Below are 24,467 nucleotides of genomic sequence, written 5' to 3' on the forward strand. Positions count from 1 at the left end.
CCTCCGCACCGTCCATGCTTCGAGCGCGTCGGCGGCTTCCGGTCAACGGCGATCGCGCGGCTCCGCCCCGCCGAGCGAGCGCAGCGGAGACGGGCGGATGCCGAGGCGGGCCACGCCGAGATCGGCCCCGCTCATCGACGTGTGCTCGAACCGCTGGAACGACTCGGTGATGTGCTTGCGCAGCAGCGCGACGTCCCATGGCTTGATCAGCACCTTCTGAACGGACCCGTTGCCGGACGCGTCCGCGATCGACGCGCCGTCGCCGTAGCTGGACAGCAGGATGCGCACGATGTCCGGGTACAGCGCCTTGACACGCTGCAGCAGGTCGAGCCCGGACACGCTCGGCATCCGGAAGTCCGACACGATCACGCCGACGCGATGCTGCGCGAGCAGGTCGAGCGCCTCGTCGGGATCGGTGGTGGCGAGGATCTCGTAGCCGTCGCGGCCGAGCGCCTGCCTGAGCATCTGCAGGACCGCGCGGTCGTCGTCCACCAGCAGCAGCGTACGGTGCAGCAGTTCGCGCTGCCGGCAGTGCTCGGGCAACTCCGAGCCAGCGGACAACATGTCGGCGATCTCGTCACCGGTGACCGGATGGCTGAAGTAGTAGCCCTGCATCGCATGGCAGCGATGCCGGTTCAGGAACGACAACTGGGCCTCCGTCTCCACGCCCTCGGCCACCGTCTCCATGTGCAGCGACTCGGCCATCGCGATGATCGAGCGCGTCAACGACGCACCTTCCGCGCTGGTGGTGACGTCGCTGAGGAACGAACGATCGATCTTGACGACGTCGATCGGCAAGTCCTTCAGGTACGACAAGCTCGAATAGCCGGTGCCGAAATCGTCCAGCGACAGCACGACGCCGAGCGCCTTCAGTTCGCGCAGCGTATGCGCGATCGCATTGGAGTCCTCCATCAGCACGCTTTCGGTCAGCTCCAGTTCGAGCGAGTCCGGCTCGAGACCGGTTTCCGCGAGCGCCGTGCGCACCAGGTGGGCCACGTCCTGCTGCCGGAACTGGCGCGCGGACAGGTTGACGGCGATCCGGATCGGCGGATGCCCTTCCCGGCGCCACGCGACGGCCTGTGCGCACGCGGTGCGCAACACCCACTCTCCGATCGGCAGAATCAGCCCGGTTTCTTCGGCGATCGGGATGAAGCGGTCGGGCGGAATCACGCCGATGCCCGGACGTCGCCAGCGAATCAGCGCCTCGACGCCGCTGATCTGGCCGGTCTTGAGATCGACCTTCGGCTGGTAGTACAGCTCGAGTTCACCGTTCGCGACGGCCTGATGCAGCGCGTTTTCGAGGATGGTCTGCTCTTCGACGCGCGCGCCCAGTTCACGCGTATAGAAGCTGTAGCAATTGCGCCCGTGTTCCTTCGCGCAATACAGCGCGGCATCGGCCGTCTTCAGCAGCGTCTCCGCGTCGGTCCCGTCGGTCGGGTAAAGGCTGACGCCGACGCTGGTCGTCACGTGCAGGTCGTGGCCGTCGAGCACGAACGGCGCAATGAAGGTGTCCAGGATCTTGCGGGCGATCGTGTCCGCGTCCGACGCCGTCGCGAGATTGACCAGCATCACGACGAACTCGTCTCCGCCGAGCCGCGCGACCGTGTCGCCGTCGCGCACCGAACTCTTCAGGCGCGCGGCGACGACCCGCAGCAGCCCGTCGCCGGCCGAGTGACCGAAGCTGTCGTTGATGTGCTTGAAGCGGTCCAGGTCGAGCACCATCACCGCGATCAGCTGCCCGGTGCGCCGCGCCTGCGACATCGCCTGCTCCATCCGGTCGCCGAGCAGGTTGCGGTTCGGCAGGCCTGTCAGCGCGTCGTGATTGGCGAGGTATTCGATACGCCCCTGCTGCATCTTGCGTTCGGTGATGTCCTGCACGATGCCGCGCAGGATGATCGCGTGGTTCGGATCGCGGCCGGACTCCGCCTGGTGCAGCACGCAGCGCTCGGTGCCGTCCGCATGGATCAGCCGATGCTCGATCGAGAACGCGACGCCTTCGGTGCGCAGGCTCGTGTAGGACTGCACAAGGAGCGGCTGCTCGTCTGGCGGCACGGCCTGCACGAGGCGCTCGAACGTCGGCGGCGTGTGGGCGGCGTCGAGCCCGAGAATCCGGTACAGCTCCGGCGACCAGTAGCCGTCCGTCCGCCCGGCCTGGTATTCCCAGTTGCCGAGGTGCGCGAGCGCCTGCGCATGCGTGAGGCTGACCTCGGTCGTCGCCAGCTTTTCGACCGCCGCGGCCGCGCGCAACAGATAGCGGACCCGATACCCGAGCAGTTTCCACCGCATCGGCTTGGACACGAAGTCGGTCGCGCCGGCGTCGAACGCGCTGGCGATCGATGCGTCGTCGTCGTTGCCCGTGAGCATGACGATCGGCACGCGGCGGCCCTCGGGCAACGCGCGCAATGCGCGGCAACAGTCGAATCCGTCGCCGCCGGGCATTTCGACGTCGAGCAGGACGACGACCGGACGATGACGCAGGAACGCGTCGATGCCTTCCTGCGGCCCCGTCGCTTCCTCGACGCGAAAGCCTTCCGGTTCGAGCGTCTCCACGACCAGCAGGCGCGTCATGGCGTCGTCGTCGATGATCAGAATCGCCGGCACATCGGCATGTTCCTGGTTCACGAGCATCCTCCTGTTTTGCCGCCGTGCAATCGCCATGGCGATCGGCCGGCCCGGCGTCCGTTCAACCTTCGACGCGCTCCGCGATCAGCGCCGCGTGCGCGTGCCCGAATTCCGCGTCCGTGCCGGCGACCAGCTCCACCGCCGCGCCGACGTCGGCGGCGCGCGCCAGTTGCTCGATCGCGCGACAACGCGCCGACAGCAGGTGCGCGCCGACGTTCGCGCTGCTCGATTTCAGCGTATGGGCGGCCAGCTTCAGCGCATCGGCGTCGCCCGCTTCGACCGCCGCATGCATGTCGCGGATCAGCCGCGGCGCGTCCGCCGCGAATTGATCGATGATCCGCGTCAGGACATCCGGGCGGCCCGGCCGCTGAAGCGCGCGCAATGCATCGAGCGCCTTCTGGTCGATCACGCTGGCGTCGTCGTCCGGATCGGGGGCCGCGCCACCGCCCGCTTCCGGACGCGTATCGATGTCGGCGCCCGTCGTCGCCGCATCGCTTCCGGTTACCGGCGCGCACGCCGCGCCGCCGACATGGCGCGCGAGCATCTGCAGCAGCGCATCGCGGCGAAACGGCTTGCCGAGATAGTCGTCCATCCCGGCGGCCAGGCAGCGCTCGCGGTCGCCGCTGAGCGCATTGGCCGTCAGTGCGATCACCGGCATGCGCGGCGCGCCGGCTTCGGCTTCGCGACGGCGCAGTTGCCGCGTCGCCTCGAAGCCGTCGAGCTTCGGCATCTGGCAGTCCATCAGGACGACGTCGAAACCGTCGTCCGCCAGCCGCTGCAGCGCCTGCTCGCCGTCGTCGGCCACGTCGACCTGATAAGCGGTGTCCTCCAGCATCGCGAGCGCGATCTGCTGATTCACGACGTTGTCCTCCACCAGCAGCACGCGCGCCGCGATCTCGTCGAGCGGCCGGCGCGGACCCGCGGCGGCGTCGTCGGACACCGGCTCAGCAGACGTCAGCCGCGGCGGCATCACGTGCATCGCCGAGGCGATGGCCGCATGGAGATCGGCGCCATGGAGCGGCTTCGTCAGCCGGGCGGCGATGTCGAGTTCGTGCGCCACCAGCACGCTGTCCATCATCTCGAACGCGGTCAGCGTGATGATCCTGAGCGCACGCAGCGACGGATCGCGGCGGATGTACTGCACGAGCGAGATGCCGTCCATGCCCGGCATCCGCACGTCGACGATCGCGAGATCGAACGGCGCGCCGTCGGCGACCGCCGCGCGCAACTGCGCCAGCGCGTCGTCGCCGCCGATCGCCGTGGCGACGCACAGCTGCCATTCGATCGCATGTTCGAGCAGCACGCTGCGATCGGTTTCGCTGTCGTCCACGATCAGCACCTTCAGGCCGGCGAGCGACGGCCGTGCCTCCGATGCGACGCCGACCTCCCCGGACGCCGGCTCGAACGGGGTCGTCACGGTGAACACCGAGCCCTGGCCGGGCGTCGATTCGAGCGTGAGCGCGCCGCCCATCATCTCGGCCAGTTGCCGGGAAATCACGAGGCCGAGCCCGGTTCCGCCGTATTTGCGCGCGGTCGAGTTGTCGGCCTGCTGGAACGGCCGGAACAACTGCGCGGCCACCTCGGGCGCGATGCCGATGCCGGTGTCGGCGATCGTGAACACGATGCGGCCGTCGTCCGCATACGACACGCTGAGCGCGACGTGCCCGTGCTCGGTGAACTTGATCGCATTGCCCAGCAGGTTCGTGAGCACCTGGCGCAACCGCACCGGGTCGCCGCGCATCCATTCGGCAACGGTGTCGCCGCGCCGGTACACGAGCGCAAGCGCCTTGCGTTGCGCGTTCGGCTCCAGCAGCGCGACGACATCGTCGAGCAATTGATGCAGATTGAAATCGACGCGCTCCAGCGTCAGCTTGCCCGCCTCGATCTTCGAGAAATCCAGAATGTCGTCGATCAGCACGAGCAGCGTCTGCCCGGATCGATACACGGTGTCGACGAACTTGCGCTGCTTCGACGTCAGCCGCGTGCGCTGCAGCAACTCGGTCATGCCGAGCACGCCGTTCATCGGCGTGCGGATCTCATGGCTCATCCGCGCGAGAAACTCCGATTTCGCCGAATTCGCGGCTTCGGCCGTGGCGATCGCCGCCTGCAAATCGACGTCGCGGCGTTCGATTTCGTCGAGCATCATGTTGAAGCCGGCGACCAGGGCCGCGACTTCGTCGCGGCCTTTGTGCGTCATGCGCAACGACAGGTCGCTGCCGCTGCGAATGCGCGCCATCGTGCGCGTCAGGCGCGACAGCGGCCCGGAGATCGACGCGCCGAGCCGATGACTGATCAGCAGCCCGCCGATCGCGAGCAGGAACGATACGCCCACGATCATCAGGATCGCGGTCGCCACGGCCCGGTAGACGTCCGATACGATGCCGCGCTGCTGAAGGTCGACGCGCACGGCCTCCTGCTCCGTGTAGGCCGCGAGGCGATTGGCCGTCGTATCGACGTCCGCGACGATGCCCTGCATGGCCACGTCGTTGGCCAGCATGTCGGACTTCACCGCGAGGATGCGGCGCGCGGATCCGGCCAGCTCCGTGGTCAGTCCGACGACCTCCTGGGCGCGCTTCACGTTGCCCGGGCCGTCCGCGGCGAGCGCATCGCGCAGTGCGCCGGCGGATGCGGCGAGCGCACCGATGTTCTTGTGCAGCTCGTCGTCGCCGCGCGCCAGACGGTCGTTGCCGTCGCTTTGCGCGATCATCCGCAGGTCGAACGCCAAAGCGCTGATGCCGCCGTTCACGATCGCCGACAGCGACGCGACGCGCGCGGCTCGCCGCCGGAATTCGATCGCCTCGTCGAGACGCTGTCGCGCCTTGACGATCTGCAATGCGAACGGATCCGCGATCTCCGCGAGCTTCGCGTCCAGCGCCTCGAGCGACTGCAGCACACTGTCCTCTTTCGCGCGGTAGCGGGCCGCGACGGACGGCTCGGCGAACATGGCGCCGCGCAGCGCGACGAGGCCCTCGTGGCCGTCGAGGATGTCGGCCGCCACGCGCCCGAGTGCGGTCGTCACGCCCTGCGCGGTGGCGGCATCGAGGTTCGGCACCGCGAGCGCGAGCGCATTGCGCGCGCCGTCGATCGACGCCTGCATGCGCTCGCGCAGCGGCGCGAGCCGGTATCGGTTCGGCGCGACGTCGACGCGGCCGGCGACGGTGATGATGTCCTTGACGTTGGTGCGAACCTGGTCGAGCGCATGAATCGTCCGGTTGTATGCGGTGTTGGCCGCGAGCGCGCCGCTCACCGCCGCATCGGCGTCGTTGTCCAGCCGCTCGGTTTCCTTGCCGATCTCGGTCAGCAGCGCGGCGCCCCGCGCCTGCACGCGTTCGATCAGCCGGCGCTCGGCGACGAGTTGCGCCTCGCCGCGCAGGCGCTTGTCGACGCCTTCGTTCATCGACCGGAGCATCGTCCGCAGATCGGTGGACGGTTCGTCGATACCGTGCCGGTCGATCGCGCGCACGGCGGCCGTGATGCCGGCGATCCGCTGCAATTGCGTTTCGATCTGCGACGACGACTGCTGCCGCTCCGATGCGTCCTGTGCGTGCTCGAGCCGGCCGAACTCCACCGCGAGTTCCGCATACGCGCGCTGGAGTTCGTTGCTGCGCACCTGCAGCGGCAGCGATTCCGTCGTCAGCGTGCGCACGCCGGACGCAATGCCGTGCACCGCGATCAGGCTGGTCACCGAAATCGCCACCGCGCCCAGCAGCATCAGGCTGGTACTGGTGACGAGCTTCGCCTTGATGTCCATGCAGCCCTCCAGGATCGGAATGGCCTGACGGCCATCCGCCGCTCATTGCGCCGGCACGACCAGCGGCGTGACGTGCCCGTGCGCGATTTCGGTGAGGAACACGTCGTTCAGCGCCTGATGATCGTCGCTGCTCAGGTTGACCACCAGGCCGCCGAGGTCGAGATGGCGGATCGATTCGAGCGCCTGCTTCAGCGTTGCCCGCGTGGGCGATGGCCCCGCGCGCTCCAGCCCGATCAGCGCGACCTTCGCGTCGAGGCAGCCCTCGATGTGCACCACGCCGATGTGCTCGTCCGGAAAGCGCTGGGCGATGAGCCGCGCGCAGTCCCGGATCACCGGGCGATCGCTCTGCGGCAGCGGCACGACCTGCGAAATCAGCATGCCATTCCCTTCGTCGCCGATGAGGCGCAACAGGTCGTCGGTGCCGACGAACGACACCGCCGCGAGATGGGCCGTGAGGCCTTCGCGGTGCGCGGCGCGAACGAATGCGGCGACCGGCGTATACGGGCCGACCATGATGACGACGTCGGGCCGCCCTTCGAGTACGGCCGCCAGACCCGTGTCGACCGCCGTCGTGCCGCGGCGGAACGTGCCGGTGGCGACGACGTCGAGGCCATGGCGGCGCAGCGCGAGCCGCGTGCCCGCCAGCACCGCGAGCCCGAAGCCGTCGTCCTGGTAGAACACCGCGAAACGCGTCGCGTGGTCGTGCGCGATCAAATGATCGACCAGCGCGCGCGTTTCGTCGTCATAGCTCGCCCGGATGTTGAAGACCTCCGGCGTGACCGGCTTGCGCAGCGCCATCGCGCCGCTGAACGTACCGACGAGCGGAATGCCGGCGTCCCGGATCATCGGCAGCACCGCGGTGGTCGTCGGCGTGCCGACGTAGCCGAACAGCGCCAGCACATTGCCCCGCTCGATCATGTCCAGCGTGTTGTCCACCGTCCGGTCGGGTTCGTAGCGATCGTCGGCGACGATGAGGTCGATTTTTCGCCCGTGCACGCCGCCGCGAGCGTTCGCGTCGTCGAATACGGCTTGCGCGCCGATCAGCAGCCCATGTCCGAGGCCTGCGGAATTGCCCGATTGCGCGTTGACCATGCCCAGGCGGATCGTGTCGCCGGTCACGCCGGGCTCCGCCGCGACTCCGGCGCCCTGGCCGCTCAGTGCGGCGCAGCATGCGATCAGCGCCAGCGCCTGCCTGCCGCCGGGACGCGCGAGTGCGCGCAGTAGGTTCGAAGACCAGGTGCGGGAACACATTGGTGCGACTGACACACTCTCGTCCATGTAGGGCTCCCGTTCGGCACCCGGTTGTTCTGATCTGACGATGCGCCCCGCCGCGTGCCGCACCGCTGCCGTGGTACGAGTCGATTAGTCATATATATAGGTGGCATCCGTTGGGACTGCAAGGCGGAGGCGCGGGGCCACGCCGTTGTCGCGGGTTGTGGCGGATTGTTGCGCTGCGGCGATCGAATGCGGGAGGGCGCGACTGTGTGGGATCGCGTGTGCGGCATTTCGATACGGTCGTCAGTGCGCCGGTTTGTTGCGGGAATTGGTGCGCAAGGACCGGACGCCCGTGCGATGTCGCGCGGCCGATTCCGGCGTTCGGAAGAGGGAATGCGCAGCGCGCGGACTTGCGGCGGCGCCGATGCGGCGATACGCCGACGCGTCGCGTAGCCAGGCCGCGCGTTGCCGATCTTGTCGATCGGCAACTTGGCCGCGCCCGTTGTTGGTGTGTCGGTTGAATGCCGCAAGCCGGTTCGACGAGGAATAAGCAACGGACTGCCAAACAAATTGATAGCGCGGCTACGGCCGACATACTGCTCGGACAAGCAACGCCTTTCTGCTTGCCGTGCAAATTGGACACGCTATGCGCGCATCGCCGTTCTCACATGGACTGGGTACGATCCGGGTTGACTATAAAAGCCACACGCTGCGTGAACACGCAACGCGATAAAGGAAAATTGAAAATATCGGCCAATGCATTGATTTCACTGGCCCGCCGTACACGATTCGAACGTGTGACCTACGGCTTAGAAGGCCGTTGCTCGTGGGTCGCCGCGCCTTGCTGGGCGCGGCTTGTATCCAACTGAGCAACGCTTCGCCACAATTTCGCCACACCGCGAAACCGAAAGGTATTCGCAATGGCAACTATCAACAAGCGTGGCGGCAAGTGGCAATGCCAAGTCCGCAAGACTGGCTTCCCGTCCCGCACCCGCACATTCCCGTCCCGCGCCGATGCCGCTGAATGGGGCCGCATGGTCGAAACGGAGATGGACCGAGGGCTGTTCGTCTGCACGGACGAAGCTGACCGCACCACCGTAGCCGACCTACTCGACCGATACACTCGCGATGTGTCCCCGACAAAACGCAGCGGTGACAGCGACAAGGGCCGTGCGGAGAAGCTCAAGAAGCAGCTCGGCGCGTACAAGCTGACCGCCCTCACCTCGTCCCACCTCGTCTGCTACCGCGATGCCCGGCTCAAGGAGGTGTCGCCGCAGACAGTCATCCACGAGCTGAACCTACTGAACCGGGCGCTCACGCTGGCGACCCGCGAATGGGGCATCGTCCTGCCCGCTGGCATCCCGAAGGTCATCAAGCCCCGGAAGCCGCAAGGCCGGGATCGGCGGCTCCACCCGGACGAGATACAGGCCATCATCGACGCGACGGAATCGCCCGACCTGCGGGACTTCATCCGGCTCGCCGTAGCAACCGGCATGCGGCGCGGCGAACTCGCGTCTCTGCGATGGGAACACATCAACCTCGAACGGCGCACCGCCCATCTACCGCTGACGAAGACGGACACGCCCCGTACTGTACCGCTGTCCAGCGTCGCTACAGCCGTTCTACAGGCCCGCAAGGGCGCCGGATACCCCGTACCCTTCGCCGTCACTGCAAACGCCCTCACGCGGGCATTCTGCCGTGCTGTGCAGCGAGCGCGAGGATTGTACGAGTCAACCTGCCGCGTACTGGAACGCCCCACCGATCCTCAATGGCTTGTCGGTATCCGCCTTCATGATCTGCGCCACGAGGCGACGAGTCGCTTCTTCGAGCTGGGATTGCAGACGGTCGAGGTCGCTAGCATTACCGGTCACAAGACGCTCGCGATGCTGAAACGGTACACTCATTTGAAAGCGGAGGATTTGGCCGCGAAACTCGGATAGCCCAACCCGGCGGGTATGCTTAGCGCAAGCAAAGATAACTGTCTTACAATAAGCAATTCACTTTTGGTGTCCTGCAATGAGCCTCCCGCTGGTTGTCGAACTTCAACGTATGGCCGTAAGCCGTGATTCCTCTGTGATTCAGTTGGTCCGAACGGCAAAATTGGTCACCGTTAAGCTAGGGCTCACGGATGCCACAGGGTGGATTGATCGTGAATTGAACGGCTACGGTAGCGGCGAACTGCCCCCGCATTACCGAATAATTCCCGGCGAATGTAAGGCACGCAATCCTTTTCACGGCTGGATACCTGTCCAGTTCCCGGACGCCGAACTGCAACGGGCTTGCTCTGAAGCAAAGATTGGGCTGTCGCTCGGCTCCATGGAACCTTACCTCGGCACGAAAGACAGTCATGTAATGCTGCAATACTCGTACGAGATGGAGCGGCAGTTGCAGGAATTGTTTCAAACCGACATGAAATTCGCAGTCCGACTTGCAGCCGGGCAAATTGCCGGTATTTTCGATGCAGTGCGAAATCTTACTCTCGACTGGAGCCTCCAACTTGAGCAAGCAGGAGTGCTCGGCGAGAACATGCTATTCACCCTTACCGAAAAGCAAGAGGCACAATCTGTGACCCAACAGTTCTTCATTCAAAATGCCGGTGTTGTTGGTAATGTTTCCGACAACGCAATAGTGACCAACCACCAACAGGCTACGGGCGAACTGTCTGTGAGCGGTGTTCGTGATCTGGTTGAGCAAGCCCGCACTGCCCTGTCCGCACTACCGCCCGAAACCGCAGGTCAAGTCTCCCCGCTGCTCGCCGAAATTGACGCCGAGGCAAGTAAGCCTCAGCCGAACCACGGCAAACTGAAAGCAGCACTTGCATCGGTCCGCACTATCTGTGAAGGAGCCGGAGGCAGCCTTGTCGCGTCCGCCATTGTGACCGGAGTGCAATCGCTCCTGTCTTAAATCCGACCACGAGTGAGGCCACCGTTCTCTGGTGACTAGCATGACCGTCGCCATGACATACTGAATGCCCGAGTAGACGCAGCTTGACTGCCGATACCTGCTACCCAGCGATGGAGACGGTATGGGCACGATCCAAATGCGTATCAGGCAGGACGGGGCAGTCAGGTACCAAGCGAAAGTTCGACTCAAAGGATTCCCCTCGCTGTCTCGCACCTTCCGGGGCAGAATCGAGGCCGAGGCTTGGCTTGCCGAGCACGAGGCTTACATCCACTGCCGCATCCACGCCGCAAAGATGGAAACCGAGCGACAGCGAATCGCCGCCGAGTGTGAAGTCCAGTACCGCACGCTCGGTGACCTGATGCATCGATACCTTGCGACCGTCACCCCGCTTAAGCGGTCAGCCGCTCAAGAATCCCTCCGAATGAACGGCTTGCTCAAACACGACATAGCCGACTGCCCCATCACCAACCTCGACCGCCAGCGCGTCGCCGCATGGCGCGATTCCCGCCTACATGTTGTCAGCGGATCGACCGTTCGCCGAGACATGACGTTGCTCGCGCACGTCGTCAAGATCGGCATTGAAGAATGGGCCGCACCGCTCACCGAGAATCCGTTCCGCCAAGTGCGCCGCCCGAAGGAATCTCCGCCACGAGATCGGCGACTCCGAGCTGGCGAGGAATCAGTTCTACTCGCTGCGTGCGAGGATGCGCGAGCGCCGTATCTGCGGCCCGTGGTAGAACTCGCACTGGAGACAGCGATGCGGCAGTCCGAAATCGTCGCCCTCGATTGGGCGCACATCAGTCTATCGGGACGCTATGCCCGGCTACCCATGACAAAGAACGGCACGGCTCGTGGCATTCCACTATCGGCCCACGCTGCAATGATTCTCGAAAGCGTGCCAGCCGTCCTCGACAAGAGCGGCAACCGGACAGGTCAAGTATTCGCAGGCGTTACAGCCGAAGCGGTCAAACGCTCATTCATTCGCGCTCGGCGACGAGCCGAGCTACACGACCTCCGATTCCACGACTTGCGACACGAAGCAACTTCACGATTCTTCGAGCGGCGGCTGACCGTGCCAGAAGTCGCCCGCATCACCGGGCATAAAACGTGGACGATGCTCGAACGGTACACCCACCTGCAACTTGACGACGTAGCAAGGCGGCTAGACGGCCCAGCCGACCCGGCTGTAACCTCCATGACCATCGAGCAATTAACGCACGAGCTACGGCGACTTGTGGCCAGCGCGGATAGACTGCTACCGGATCGCCCGCACCAACCTTGAGCAGCTCAGCCGAGGAAGTCCAGCTGCCTTGTGTTGAATAGCGCTAGAGGTCAGTTTGCCGTTGCGAGAAGCGGAGCCATCGTCCACCCGATTGCAACATAGCGCCGCCCACCTAATCGCGGAGGCGGTTGTCAGCCCGAATCTCGGGCGCTTCCGTTGCCACGTACTCCTTACGAGCATTACTCACTCTCCAATTCGAATCAGGTTCCCTTCCATGCAGTCGGGTTCGATAGAGTATCCAGCGTACCGACCGATAGCAAGCGCGGCTCGCGTCGGCTTCGCCTCGCTCGGCTGACGCCCGCGCCAACAGATACAGAACGAGTGAACGGTACGACAAGCGACACCCTCACGGGTGTCGCCTGCCAGCTCCCGCGCTGCTGCACGCTTAGTAAGCCCAGCCCCAAGCGTTCTTGCTCGAAAGCCCAATGTCCGGGTTGACGTGTTCCGGCTTGTTGCCAAAGGTATCCCGCATACGTTGGGCGACCACCTTCGCGTCGATGTTAATCATTTGCTGATGCCCTTGTCGATTCGTCAGGAACAAGGACATGAAGCCGTTACCAAGGTTCTCACCGGACGTTACTTGCCAATACGGGTACCCCATCGCGGCCGCTTTACTGCGTGAACTGAACGGCGTCAGCGCCATTCCTACATCAATAGCATCCCCGGTAATCTCCGGCTCCAGCGGTCCCGCCTGCTTCTCAATCGCCCACTTCAACGCCGCCTGATAGTTCTCCTGCCCCTGCCGCCCCACTGCGCCGGGGAACTCCCGATTCACCATCTCGTAGAACGGGCGCGCGCCGAAGGCTCGGTTGTTCAAGACAACTGCGCCGGGCACAAGGTCAGCATTCGCCACCACTTGCGACAGCGCGGTACGTGCCGCTGTGTCGTCGTCGTATGCATACGCTTTCTTGTACTGCGCGATGAGTGGCGCGATATGTGCGGCGAGCTGCCGCTTGTTGCCGTCCGTCAGGTTGTATGGTGTTAGCTCGCCATCCCCGCCCCACAGCGGAATCACGCGTTTGAACCACCCCGGCGAAGCGCTCGCTACAGCGCGCTGCGCATCCTGTACTTCCTGCGCCGTAGCGACTGCCCCTGCGCCCCGGCTGATTAGGTGCCGGGCTGTCTTGAGCTGCAAAGGATCATCCAGCTTGTACCCACTGTTCAACAACGCAATCACCTTCGGCCCCATCGAGTCGCCCATGTACGCCATCACTGCCCCTTCGCCCCCGGTCCCTCGCCGCAACGCGTCCGCATACTGCAACGCCTGCGCCATGTCCGGGGTAAGCGGCGCGTCTCCATTCAGCATGAGGTTCATTTGCTGGGTCAACACTTGCTTGAGCATCGGGGATTGGAGCGACGAATCATAGGCAACCGTGCTCAGCTTATCGAACAGGTTAGCCTGTGCGTCAGGATGATTCGCGAACTGCGTGCCGGTAGCCTGTTGGAACATGGTGTCTACAGCTTGCGCCTTCGCACCATCCGGGAGCGGCAAGCCCGTCAGGGCCGCTGGCGACGAGCCGTTAACGGCCTTCATCACAAGACCGATCGACTGGTCGTAGTTCAACTGTTTCAACTGCGCCTTCTGATACTGCGCCAGAATGTTAGCGTTCCCCGCGTCGAGCATCTTGTGCATCTGGGCCCGCTGTTCGTTGTCGTACATCGCGGTAGCATCGCCGTTTAGCTTCCGGTTCGAGTCCTCCATCGTGTCCATTGCGGCATCGAGTTTCGCATGCCCTTCCGGCGACGAGTCCATTCCTGTCGTGCCATGTTGCATGGCTCCACCGGAGGTCAGCCCGCGATGTGAACAGGTTCCGCGCTGCCGGGTTCTTCAAGGCGGACTCCTGCTCCAGTCGCGGAATTTGGACTTCGAGGTTGTCCTTCATGTCAGTCGGCATGGACTGGTATTCAGGTATCGCCCTAACGGCGCGCACCGCCTGCCAGTGCCCGCTACGCGCATTGCTGAGCGTGATGTCGCGGAGCCCGCGCTGGTACGCCTCAGCGGTCATGTTAGCGGGTCGAATGAGCTGGTTCGTAAAGTCAGCGTAGGCGCGTTCAACGTCTGCTTGCTGGGGATTGTTGTTCGCCGTGAGTGTGTCCTGTAACGCTTTGCCGCCGACCGTTCCAAGGTTCGTAAAGCCGTTGTACGCCTGCTCCTGCGTGAACTGCATGTACTGACCCATGTGCGTATCGAGCATTCGCGGAAGTTGCTCGGCGAACCCCTGCTGTACCAGAGAATCGAATGCAGGATCGCCCGTACTCTCGACTTGATTCATCTTGTCGACGATGTATGCCCGCACCTGATCCGGCGACTTCTCGCGAAGCTGCGGCATCGCAAGCATGAACTGCGACTGCGCATCCTGCATCGCAGCCGCCACATTGAACGCCTGCGCACCCTGCACCGTAGCATCCGGGCCGTACAGCTTCGTGTACCAAGGCTGCTCGTTCTCGATCTCGATGAGGCTCTTACCCTGTGCCGCTTGGGCCATGCCCTCGGCGTACTGCCGCTTCTTCGTGCGGTCGATGTACGGCTGTAGCATCCCACCCGCCAGCTTGTTCAGCGCATCCAGCGTCACACCGGAGCCGAGCACGCCTTGCCGGGCAACCGCGCCCGAGTATGCGGCGATGTCCGTGCCTCCTGCGGCGAGCGGCCCGCTGGACTGCCCGACACTACCCTGTCCGCCAGAGAAGCTGTTAGAGCCTCCACCGCCGAGCGTGCTTTGTTGAGTTACAACGCCACCGTCACCCGACAGCGAAAAGCTCACGTTTGCCATAGTCTCCCCTTAATCCAGCATAAAATTGAATGAATTGGTGCTGCTCGAATTACCACCCGAGCCACCGTCTATCGTGAAGCCGTACGCGTTGTTGCCGGACGTGCCGCCGGTACTACCTGCACCCCACGAGCCGCTGAAACTGTTCACACCGTTCAAAATCGCCTGCGACGCATAGTTCGCCGTATTGCCCACGCCCCCGCTGTAGCCGCCGACGCTACCGCCGCCCGAGTTCCGGAACTGCTGGAACCCCATCCCGCCAACAGCCCCCATCGCTGCGCCCTGGGCTGCCGTGATGTCGGGCATCTTCTCGGGTGCTATGAAGGTTTGCGGGATGTCCTTCTGGTAGTTCATGCTCGCGACGGTCTGCCCGTAGTCCTGCGAGGTGATGAGGTTCGAACGCAGGCCCGCAGCCGCCATCACCTGATCGAATGACATCTGCGCGCCCTTCGTGGCTTGCATCGCGGTGAGGCGCGAGGTTGTTGTCTGCATGGTCGCGCGCATGATGTCGGCGGACGTGCCGCCAACACCACGAGCTGCCGAATCGGCACGCATCGCACCTAGCTGGGCTGCCGCCGCAATCTGCTGCTCCAAGCTGCCCCGCGTCATGGCTTCTGTTGCTCGCGCCATGTTCACTACTTGTGCGTTCGTCTGAGAGCCGATGGCGATGGCGCGGTTCTGGTTGCCAATCGAGCGCTGGGTGTTCGACAGCGCCGCTTGCGCTGCGAGGAAGGCATTCCCCGCCTCGCGGATCATATTGTTGTTGTCCGCAGAATCCTTCGACAGCATGTTCGCTGCTTCGGTCTTCGCGGAGTCCAACGTGTACTGCGCGTCGTTTTGTGCGTTCTGTAGGCGGGCCTGCATCATGCCGACACCCGCCCCGGCGATCATGCCGAACAATTGGCACATCAGGCCATCCCGCCTTCAGAAGCGAGAGAGAAAGATAAATACATCTGTACTCCTTATTTAATGCTCCGCTGCTAAGCGCGGCGGGGCTGCGTGGTCAGGCTTCTACGTCCGGCTGATTGCGGGACAGGCTCCGCTCGGTTTTGCGACCTACGCGCACCACGCGACAGCAGTTTTCAGTCGGGCAGTTTCAGCGCTGCTCAGCGCGCTCGTACATTCGACTCTGCCCCATCTGCCGCGCCCGTATGAGTAGATCGGGGCCGAATGCAAAGGCACGCTCGCGGTCGCACGTATTGCCCGGCTCGCGCTTGCGGAACTCCACAATCACCTCCGCCAGAATCGCCCGTGTGCGAGCCAGTCCGGCCGCGCTAAGCAAGACCTCCAGCGCACGGTCGTATGCCTGCTCATTCGTCATGCACGTATCCGGGATAGTGCTCAATGCTGTTTCCATGTTCAAACCCTCCTATTGGTGTTCTGTTGGTAACGGGCCGGCCATGCTGCGTTCGGCGCAGAGTTCTACAGGATGGAGAACAGATAGCCGCCCGTGCGCATGCCGCCGAGGATCAAGGTCGGAACCGATAGCCTCGCCGCGCGCGCTCGATGTAGCGGCGATCAATCATTGGAGGCGCAGGCTTCGCCGCCTTTCGAATGACCGCGCGTGCGAAGTCTTCTACGCTGACGCCGCGCATAGCCGCACTTACCGCGAGTGAAGCGCGATTCATACCGTCCAGCCGCTCCGCCTGTTCGATTACGTCCGGCTCGAGTTCTTCCGGCTGCGCCGTCGGAACGCCCAGCGCTGCCAGCCGGCCGAGACGTTCCTGTTCCATGAAGCCCTGCTCGCCGCTCACGCTTTCACCCGCGCACGATACTTCCGCGCGGCCCAGCTCGGAAGCGAGCCCGTACATGCTTCTACTGCTTCCCGCCATACAGCTACCGCCCCTTTCGATGCTCGGGCCTCAAGGCGCTCGAAGTAGGACTGCGCCGTGCCGCTGTGCTCAAGCGGATGTTGAGGGGTCTTGCTCATACTCATCCTCCAAATGTGACGAAGCCCGCACGACGGCGGGCCTCTGGTTGCGGCAGGCGACGCCCGCTCGAAAAGTGACGCGATGAGATACCGCGTGTGTTGTCTGCTGAGGGTCATGAAATTGAATCCCTCGCGGACCGGCTGCGGCCACGACGTGACAGACAGCAGGCTTGTGGCTGGCTGCCATTGCTGGCGCTCCTCGCCTACCTTCGGTGGCTCACCTGACGGGAGCGCGCAACAGATGCAGTCTTGTGTCTGCTGAGGGTCATGAAATGGAATCGCTACCCGGCCGCGCGACCGTGTACCTGTCTGCTTTGTGCAATGAAATTGAATCCATCGTGGCCGGGCTACTGCCAAGGATTCGACAGGCATCGCGGGAGGCGTCGTAACGGGCGCTACGCGACCGAGGCGATGACGTAGGAATGTGCTGACGGGTGCGCAATCAGCCCGTCACAAGCCGACGGAAGCGATGTGAGGGCCGAACTGGAGCGCGCCGCGCAGGTTCATTTTTCAGCCGGGCAGTTTCACGCGTACCCGGGCGTAGCGGCGCGGCCTCCGCTCACTCTCCGAGGATGTCGCCGAGGGCCGCGTCAATCTCAGCAGCAGCCTTACCGGCGGCTTCCGCAGCGGCCTGCACCTCGGCGCACTCCCGCGCTACAAGCACCACCGCCAGCCTCGCATCAGCACGCCGCGAGCACATCGCCGGTAACGGATTCCGCGAGCGATTCCGCTTCCTCTGCCCGGTAACGGTCGCCAGCCGCCCCGCTCGCTGCCGCTCGCCCTCGCCATGCAGCAGCGCCCAGCCGCAGCGCACGCAAGGCGCGCAGCATCTTATCGTCGGCATCCGCCTTGTCTTCCCACGGCTCGGACTGCAACACCCATCCCTCGGTGTCCGCCACCGTTCCAGCCTCGGCCAGCGTCTCATAGCCAGCCTCGCCAGCATTCGCCAGTTCGGTCGCCCGGTCCTCATAGCCGACGAAGAACGCGCCCTTCGCGTCAGCGTGATCCCACTCCGGGCAGACATGCTGACGGATGAATTCCCAAGCGGTTTGGCAATGGTCCGCCATGCTGGAATAGCCGGGCGCAACGGGCAACGCGCGGGCAGGGACGGGCGTATCCTTGCGCGCCGCCTGCCAGTCCACCTCAGCGAAGAATGCGCCCTCCTTGTAGGCTTCTGCGGCGTCGATGTTCGAGTTACGGAGAGCGATGATGTTCGTTTGATTCATGGTCGTTTTGCGGTACTCTGCGGGCGCGCTGGCCCGCGTCGGTTAGGTGATGCCCGGTCTATCCGCCAAGACTGAACCGAGCGTTACTGGGGTGCGTGCGGTGCCAGCGCCCTACTCGGCGGTGCCTCCTTCGGCCCCAGCCGGACCGGCAGCAATCGTGGATTGCGCCGCCTTCATGATGGTCACGTGCGTTGTGCCGTATTCCTTCGCCAGTGAGCGCGCTGACGCACCTCCATCTAGCCTCGCCCGAATCGTGCGCTTCTCGTCCGGCGTGAAACGCTCGGGCCTGCCGCCGACGCGGCCCTCCGCGCGCGCTCGCTCAAGCCCCGCGTGCGTCCGCTCGACGATCAAGTCGCGCTCAAACTGCGCGAACGCAGCGAACATGCGCAGGATGAGATCGCCCGCCGCGCTTGTCACCTCCTGCACGGGCAAGTCCAGCACAACTACCCGGACGCCTGCGGCGCGTAGCGCCTGCACCGTGCCGTCAACGTCGGCAGCATTCCTGCCTAGCCGGTCCAGCTTCGCGACGACAAGCACGTCGCCCGCCTCTAGCTTCTCCACTAGCTTGCGGAACTTCGGGCGCTCCATCGCTGGAACTGTGCCGCTGATAGTCTCAGCACACACACGATGCGGCTCTACCTCATACCCCGCCCGCTTCGCGACAAGCTGCTGGTTCGTCGTGTCCTGATCCTGCGTCGATACGCGGCTGTACAAAAATGTTCGTGACATGGTTCGTGCGTGTGAATCGTCATGGATAGATAACGTGGATAGAATCATCATTCGGATAGAAACCGTTGTCAAGGACTTTCTATCCACCATCGGCGCACCGACTCCCCTGGACACTTAACGAACGTTATCTATCCACGTTTCAGCGAATGTCGCTGCCATGGCGTACATGCCGCAGCAGATAAGGCCCTGCTTTCGGCGTGTTGTAGGCCCGCCAGTGGGCAACGGCGGCACCCTCGACACGCGGCGCGGCTAACCATGTGCGCAGCAGCCCGTATTGAAGCGGATTGGTTGCCCGGCGATCAAAAGCCGCTGGGTAAACGCGCACGCTGGCGCACGGGGGAGCGCGGGTGCGAGCGGGCGGCGTAAGTCCGCGCAGATAAGCACATCAAATTTGGGCCCGAGTACAATCCAACTGCCACTTGCCGCTCTTATCCTCGGAACCATCTCCGCATCCAAGACTACTAAATGACACTAAAGTTCAGCCAACGCTTGGGAATAACGCCGCTGCCCGAGGCATTAAAACCCGACACGATGCCCGATGAGCTACGAAGCTCACTATGGAATGCGTTCTTGGATTGGCAGAGTCGCCAAGATGACGAGGCGCTCCTGAACATCATCTGGCGACACTTCTGGAAACGCCCCGCTGACACAATTCCAATCCGTCGCGGTTATGGAGGTGCTAGCTTCCACGACGCTTGGAAGGTCGTGCGAGATTATTTCTTCCACTCGAACTGGCACGGCGTGTACGATTTCCTAGAGTTCCTTATTCGGATAGGCTATCCCGGCGAACAACTCGGACAAGCTGTAGACAAGGTGCTCGCCCGCGAATTGGCCGCGTATCGCATCGTGAACAGTCAAATTGTCCCGGTCACTTCAACGCAAGAAGTACAGGCGCTAGAACAAGCCTTGTCAGACAAGGGACCATTCGTAGCAGCCAGCGCCCACTTATCCACGGCACTCGGACATCTAAGCAACCGGCAAAATCCCGATTATCGAAACTCGATCAAAGAATCTATTTCTGCCGTTGAGGCAGTTGCCAAAGTCGTCAGCGGGAAAGACAAGGCCGAGCTTGGTGATGCTTTGGCAACGCTGGAGAAAGCCGGCAAACTCCACGCGGCGCTTCGGAAGGGCTATTCTGCACTGTACGGCTACACCAGCGACGCTAACGGTATTCGCCACGCTCTAATGGATGAACCAAACCTCAACGCGGAAGATGCCAAGTACTTCCTCTTGGCCTGCACCGCATTCGTCAATTACTTGAAGACGTTAGCCTGAGCCCGTTTCGGGAAATAACGTAACTGAGCCGCCGCGTACCTAGGAATTCTCATGAGTAAGACCAACAACCAAGCGACCACTCAGGATGGGGAACATGCCAAGCAGTCCGTGCGCCTAGACTTGCCGCCTATGTTTGGGCCAGTCGCAGATGGGAAGGTTGAATGGAAGCGCCTTGAAACGATTGACTACGACTTAATGGGGTATTTGCTCTCGTGCCATCTAATTATTGAGCATTACATGGACGAGTATTTGAAGGCCGAGTTCCCCAGCTTGGATTGGAACGTTGCGAAACTGACATTTGGCCAGCGAATCTCACTACTGAGCACTCAGAATGTTGGGGGCAAGTTCGATTCAACGCCTGCTATTAAACATCTAAACTCGCTACGTAACCGATTCAGTCACCGCATCGACTACACATTGGTGGCGGAGGACATGCTTCCGTTCGTCCATTACATAAAATCCGTTACTCCAGACGCGGACCCACCGCACACACCCAAAGCCATTCTCAGCACATTCACTTGGACGTGCTGCGCTGCGTTCGCCGGGAGCGTCAGCTACATTGCAAGGACTAAAGGAATACGGCACCACGGCCATAGTCAAAGCCCCCGCTGATTGCACGTACGCTAGAATCCCGCCACGCTCTCGCCACAGCGGGAGTGCAGCAGACCCGTATCCGATTCCAACCAAGCGGTTAAAGCGAATTTGTAAGTGCTTGAATAAGCGAAGAATTCTGGCCCGCCCTACACGATTCGAACGTGTGACCTACGGCTTAGAAGGCCGTTGCTCTATCCAACTGAGCTAAGGGCGGTCGGGGAGAAAAGACACGGCGTGACGTGGACCGCATTCGGCATCGGGCTTTTGAGTCACGAGCAGCAGCAACACCGCCCCCTCATAACGACTCAAACCCCGAAACAAAACGGGCCCGACACGAAGCCGAGCCCGAAATTATACCCGATCATCGCACCAGATCACGCGAGACCGGCCCCTGCGGCATCAAACCGGCTGCGGATGCAGCATGAACCAGCCGAGGCAGAACACGCCGGCGATCACGCAATACACGCCGAATGACGCGAGCCGGCCGCGCCCTTCGAAATAGCGCATCAGGAACCGCACGCTCAGGTACGCGGCGATCGCCGTCAGCACGCCGCCGAGCAGCGCATCGGCGAGCTGGTCGCGCGCATGGAACAGCTTCGGCAATTCGAGCACGCCCGCGGCAAAGATGATCGGCGTGCCGAGCAGGAACGAGAATTCCGCGGCCTTTTCCGCCGTCAGCCCGGCCACGTTGCCGGCGATCATCGTCAGCCCGCTGCGCGAGAAGCCCGGAATCAACGCGCCGATCTGCGCGAGGCCCACGAAGAACGCCTGCTTGAACGTCATCTTCTCGGGCGGCTGATGCGCGCGGCTGCGCTGGATGCGATCGCCGACCCACAGCAACACGCCGTTGACGATCAACGCGATCGCGACGATCCGCAGATCGTGAAACACGCGCTCGATTCGCTTCTCGAGCAGCAGCCCGACGATGCCGGTCGGGATCGTGCCGATGATCAGCGCCCACATCAGGTGCCCGTCGTCGTTCTTGCGGCCGCCGAGCTGCGCGAAGAAGCCGCCGATCAGCGCGATCCAGCGCGCGCGGAAGTACCACAGCAGCGCCAGCGCGGTGCCGAGATGGAGCGCGACGAGGAATGGCAGCAGTTGCAGCGCGTGCTTGTCGATGTGCATGCCGAACAGCGCCGGCACGAGCAGCGTATGGCCAAGGCTGCTGACGGGGAAGAGTTCGGTAACGCCCTGCAGGACGCTCAGGAATACCAGAAACCAGAGGCTCACGCGTCGGTCCTTTTAGTGAAGATTAAGCGGGAAGGAAGGCGGACGACGCGATGCGCGTCCTGAAAAACGCGCCCCGATTATGCCGAGCCAGGATTACTGCGCCAAGGCATTTGGCTGGATATTGCGGCGCTGCACACAAACACTTGCAATTTGTAAGCGCGCAGAAAGCAAAAAGCCCGCCATTTGCATGGCGGGCCTGTCGACTTCGGCAGGAATTGCCGTCAGCGGCCGAGCTGATAGAAAAATAATACCGTGCTGCCGGTAAACATGCCGAACAGTGCGATTCCCATTGCCATTGCCAGATCCATGGCCCCCTCCACGAAGTGTCATGACCCGGCAACATCACCGGTTTAGAGGCATTATCCCGACGGTCGACCGTGTTAAAAACTCGCAATTTCCCGAGAAGGGTTTTCCCCGACCGGCCGCGGCCCGATAATGGAACGCCCGTTGCTCCCGTCACCCCGCCCAACCCGATTCGCCATGCCGATCTTCCAGCAACACGACATTCACGAACTTCACGCCGGCCCGTCGCTCGTCCGGGTCGCCCCGCAATTCGGCGGCCGCCTGCTGTCCTGGCACGTCGATGGCGAACCGGTGATCTTCTGGCCGGAAACCGCCGACTGGAGCAACCTCGCACGCGTGCGCGGCGGCAATCCGCTGCTGTTCCCGTTCCTCGGCCGCCACCGCGTCGACGGCGAGATCGGCCGCTGGCGCGACGCAGCCGGCGTCGTCCGCGACCTGCCGATGCACGGTTTCGCGCGCGATCTGCCGTTCGACGCGCACCCGTCGGCCGACGGCGCCGCGCTGTCGATGACGCTCGACGCGAACGATACGCTACGCGCGAGCTACCCGTTCGATTTCCGCTTCGAAACGACCTACCGGCTGGCCGACGCGCATACGCTGGACGTCGCGCTGACGACGACCAATCGCGGCGACACGCCGCTGCCCTATTACGCCGGCCACCATTTCTATTTCGCGCTGCCGCACGGCGAGCGGGCCGACACCGTCCTCGAGCTGCCGCCGACGCACCGTTGCCAACAGCGCGCGGACGGCTCGATCAGCCAGCCCGAACCGGGCCAGGCCCGTTATCGCCTCGACGATCCGGATATCCTCGATCGGTTTCACTGCCTCGACGGCCAGCCGTTGGCGCCGGTGCGCATCGTGATGCCGGGCCGCCGCCGCACGATCGAGATCGCGCTGGACGTGCCGGGCTCGATCCCGTGGTACGCGGTCACGACGTGGACCGAAAAGCCGGATTCGGATTTCTATTGCGTCGAACCGTGGCTCGGCCTGCCCGATGCGATCCACAACGGGCGCGGGCTGCGCATGCTCGCGCCGGGCGCGACCGAGACGGCCACGCTGCGGATCCGCGTCGCGCCGCTCGCCGGCTGATTCGACACGCACCGAACCGGGCGCGGCAGCCGCACCCGCGACCGAAACTGCAGTGCGCGGGTCGAACCCGTTAAAATCTGACGTTTTGTGTTGCCTGCCGCGTCATGCGCGGCGGGGTTTTGCGAGGTTCAATGTTCGGAACAACAACGAAGCGACTCTTCGCAGCCGCCTGCGCCGCCCTGCTCGTCGCGTGCGGCTCCGCGCCCGTCGGCCCCGGGTTCTATCGCGTCGAGCGTGGCGACACGCTGTACAAGATCGCGCGCGACAACCGCACGTCGGTACAGAGCATCGTGCGCTGGAACCAGATGACGAACCCCGACGCGATCGAAGTCGGCCAGGTGCTGCGCGTCGCACCGCCGCCCGGCACGACCACCGCGTCGACGCCGTCGACCGCCGGCACCGGCAGCGCGGGCCGCGCGCGCCCGGCCCCTTCCGCGCCGGTCGAATCGGCCGTGAAGCCGGCCACGAGCATCGCGCTGATCTGGCCGGCGGCCGGCAACGTGGTGCGCACGTTCGACGGCTCGAAATCGAAGGGCATCGACATCGCGAATTCGCCGGGCACGCCGGTGGTCGCGGCCGCGCCGGGTGTCGTGGTCTACGCCGGTAATGGGCTGCGCGGCTACGGCAACCTGATCATCTTGAAGCACAACGCCGATTACCTGACGGCCTATGCGCACAACCGCGCGCTGCTGGTGAAGGAAGGCCAGTCGGTCACGCAGGGGCAATCGATCGCGGAGATGGGCAACAGCGACAGCGATCGCGTCGCGCTGCATTTCGAGCTGCGCTATGGCGGCCGCTCGATCGATCCGTCACGCTACCTGCCGGCGCGCTGAGCGCACGACAGACGACACGCGACGCCGGCGCGCATCGCGTGCCGTCGCGTCGAAAACGGAAAAAATCGAGTCAGCGCTTGCGCAGACGTCCGGTGAAACGGCCGGACAACGGATCGACGTGACGAGCAAACACCACCAGCACCCCGATTCCAATCAGGCTGAACCCCGCAGCTATCAGAAGCAAATCCATGGTCACACCACTGTTTTGTCTTGATCTTATGCGTCATTGTGGAATCGTGCACTGAGCCTCGCCTATTGGACGAGTCCGAACATTCCCTATCAGGAAACACCATTGTGGATTCGTCTGCGTGAATTCCTGATGTAAGCCGTTCACCCGACGCCACGCTCGACACCAGGAGACCGCCCGATGCTGCCCGCCGCCGACTGCTACGACGCGCGCCTCTCCCGCTTCCAGTGGGGCATTCCGGCGCGCTACAACATCGGCGTGGACGTGTGCGACAAATGGGCAGACGGCAGCGGGCGCCTCGCGCTGATCCACGAAACGACGCAAGGCGGCGTTTTCCGCGTCACGCTCGACGACCTGAGGAATGCCTCTAACCGGCTCGCGAACAGCTTTGCGCGTGCCGGCCTGCGGCGCGGCGACCGGATCGGTACCTTTCGCGCGCGACGCCCGCCGACTGGGCATGGAGCGCGCTGCGCGACGCGTGAGCGGCCCGCCCGGCCGGATGGTTTATAGTGGCGCCACGCAGTCTTTC

At 63.7% G+C, this 24,467-nt stretch carries 18 protein-coding genes, 2 tRNA genes and 1 pseudogene; 8 read left to right on the top strand and 13 right to left on the bottom strand.

Translation table 11 applies throughout. The annotated features are described in order from the left end of the window. Positions 1 to 42 precede the first annotated feature (42 nt). From J8I33_RS14375 to J8I33_RS14390, 4 genes are all read right to left on the bottom strand, one after another. Positions 43 to 2,622: an EAL domain-containing protein gene (locus tag J8I33_RS14375; protein WP_124556661.1), complete on the bottom strand. Its 2,580-nt coding sequence runs from the start codon at positions 2,620 to 2,622 to the stop codon at positions 43 to 45. Between the two features lie 61 nt (positions 2,623 to 2,683). Then, on the bottom strand, positions 2,684 to 6,373 hold the full coding sequence (locus tag J8I33_RS14380; RefSeq protein ID WP_209937233.1) for a response regulator: 3,690 nt from the start codon (positions 6,371 to 6,373) through the stop codon (positions 2,684 to 2,686). Positions 6,374 to 6,415: 42 nt separating this feature from the next. Further along, positions 6,416 to 7,492, bottom strand: a complete 1,077-nt coding sequence (locus J8I33_RS14385; RefSeq protein WP_348636014.1) for an ABC transporter substrate-binding protein — start codon at positions 7,490 to 7,492, stop codon at positions 6,416 to 6,418. 867 nt (positions 7,493 to 8,359) lie between these two features. After that, positions 8,360 to 8,464: transfer RNA gene (locus tag J8I33_RS14390), tRNA-Arg, on the bottom strand. 44 nt (positions 8,465 to 8,508) lie between these two features. Here J8I33_RS14390 and J8I33_RS14395 point away from each other — a divergent pair. The 3 genes from J8I33_RS14395 to J8I33_RS14405 all read left to right on the top strand — a co-directional run bounded on the left by J8I33_RS14395 (position 8,509) and on the right by J8I33_RS14405 (position 11,774). Beyond that, entirely contained in the window at positions 8,509 to 9,528 is a 1,020-nt protein-coding gene (locus J8I33_RS14395) for a site-specific integrase (RefSeq protein WP_209937244.1), read from the top strand. A gap of 76 nt (positions 9,529 to 9,604) precedes the next feature. Then, complete coding sequence (locus J8I33_RS14400; protein WP_209937250.1) at positions 9,605 to 10,492, top strand: hypothetical protein; 888 nt, start codon at positions 9,605 to 9,607, stop codon at positions 10,490 to 10,492. Between the two features lie 121 nt (positions 10,493 to 10,613). Further along, positions 10,614 to 11,774: a site-specific integrase gene (locus tag J8I33_RS14405; protein WP_209937256.1), complete on the top strand. Its 1,161-nt coding sequence runs from the start codon at positions 10,614 to 10,616 to the stop codon at positions 11,772 to 11,774. A 385-nt stretch (positions 11,775 to 12,159) separates the two neighbouring features. Here J8I33_RS14405 and J8I33_RS34465 read toward each other — a convergent pair whose 3' ends face one another. From J8I33_RS34465 to J8I33_RS14435, 7 genes are all read right to left on the bottom strand, one after another. Further along, on the bottom strand, positions 12,160 to 13,434 hold the full coding sequence (locus J8I33_RS34465) for a hypothetical protein (protein WP_245172022.1): 1,275 nt from the start codon (positions 13,432 to 13,434) through the stop codon (positions 12,160 to 12,162). Continuing rightward, positions 13,376 to 14,536, bottom strand: a complete 1,161-nt coding sequence (locus tag J8I33_RS34470; protein ID WP_245172023.1) for a hypothetical protein — start codon at positions 14,534 to 14,536, stop codon at positions 13,376 to 13,378. The genes J8I33_RS34465 and J8I33_RS34470 overlap by 59 nt, the downstream gene beginning before the upstream one ends. A gap of 18 nt (positions 14,537 to 14,554) precedes the next feature. Then, complete coding sequence (locus tag J8I33_RS14415; RefSeq protein WP_209937263.1) at positions 14,555 to 15,451, bottom strand: hypothetical protein; 897 nt, start codon at positions 15,449 to 15,451, stop codon at positions 14,555 to 14,557. A gap of 187 nt (positions 15,452 to 15,638) precedes the next feature. Beyond that, the gene (locus J8I33_RS14420; protein ID WP_209937273.1) at positions 15,639 to 15,899 is read right to left on the bottom strand and encodes a hypothetical protein; all 261 of its coding nucleotides are present in this window, start codon (positions 15,897 to 15,899) and stop codon (positions 15,639 to 15,641) included. Between the two features lie 112 nt (positions 15,900 to 16,011). Next, on the bottom strand, positions 16,012 to 16,353 hold the full coding sequence (locus J8I33_RS14425; RefSeq protein ID WP_245172025.1) for a hypothetical protein: 342 nt from the start codon (positions 16,351 to 16,353) through the stop codon (positions 16,012 to 16,014). A gap of 799 nt (positions 16,354 to 17,152) precedes the next feature. Beyond that, positions 17,153 to 17,698 (bottom strand): hypothetical protein, encoded by a 546-nt coding sequence (locus tag J8I33_RS14430; RefSeq protein ID WP_209937280.1) that lies wholly within the window; start codon positions 17,696 to 17,698, stop codon positions 17,153 to 17,155. A 111-nt stretch (positions 17,699 to 17,809) separates the two neighbouring features. Then, positions 17,810 to 18,427 carry a recombinase family protein gene (locus J8I33_RS14435; RefSeq protein ID WP_209937527.1) on the bottom strand — a complete coding sequence of 206 codons (618 nt, stop codon included), beginning with the start codon at positions 18,425 to 18,427 and terminating at the stop codon, positions 17,810 to 17,812. A gap of 465 nt (positions 18,428 to 18,892) precedes the next feature. On the opposite strand from J8I33_RS14435, the gene J8I33_RS14440 reads away from it, so the two are divergent. Further along, on the top strand, positions 18,893 to 19,702 hold the full coding sequence (locus J8I33_RS14440; RefSeq protein ID WP_245172027.1) for a hypothetical protein: 810 nt from the start codon (positions 18,893 to 18,895) through the stop codon (positions 19,700 to 19,702). 51 nt (positions 19,703 to 19,753) lie between these two features. Beyond that, positions 19,754 to 20,314, top strand: a complete 561-nt coding sequence (locus J8I33_RS14445; RefSeq protein WP_143328700.1) for a hypothetical protein — start codon at positions 19,754 to 19,756, stop codon at positions 20,312 to 20,314. A gap of 119 nt (positions 20,315 to 20,433) precedes the next feature. Here J8I33_RS14445 and J8I33_RS14450 read toward each other — a convergent pair. After that, positions 20,434 to 20,510 (bottom strand) — tRNA-Arg (locus J8I33_RS14450). 185 nt (positions 20,511 to 20,695) lie between these two features. Next, the gene (locus J8I33_RS14455; protein WP_209937287.1) at positions 20,696 to 21,526 is read right to left on the bottom strand and encodes an undecaprenyl-diphosphate phosphatase; all 831 of its coding nucleotides are present in this window, start codon (positions 21,524 to 21,526) and stop codon (positions 20,696 to 20,698) included. 480 nt (positions 21,527 to 22,006) lie between these two features. On the opposite strand from J8I33_RS14455, the gene J8I33_RS14460 reads away from it, so the two are divergent. From J8I33_RS14460 to J8I33_RS14470, 3 genes and pseudogenes are all read left to right on the top strand, one after another. Then, positions 22,007 to 22,918: an aldose epimerase gene (locus J8I33_RS14460; RefSeq protein ID WP_124594933.1), complete on the top strand. Its 912-nt coding sequence runs from the start codon at positions 22,007 to 22,009 to the stop codon at positions 22,916 to 22,918. Between the two features lie 131 nt (positions 22,919 to 23,049). Next, positions 23,050 to 23,751, top strand: coding sequence for a peptidoglycan DD-metalloendopeptidase family protein (locus tag J8I33_RS14465; RefSeq protein WP_209937293.1), 702 nt, complete (start codon positions 23,050 to 23,052; stop codon positions 23,749 to 23,751). A 367-nt stretch (positions 23,752 to 24,118) separates the two neighbouring features. Next, positions 24,119 to 24,361, top strand: a pseudogene (locus J8I33_RS14470) (AMP-dependent synthetase); the annotation flags it as partial. Positions 24,362 to 24,467: the final 106 nt, after the last annotated feature.

The organism is Burkholderia sp. AcTa6-5, assembly GCF_017815075.1.
Lineage (GTDB): Bacteria > Pseudomonadota > Gammaproteobacteria > Burkholderiales > Burkholderiaceae > Burkholderia > Burkholderia sola.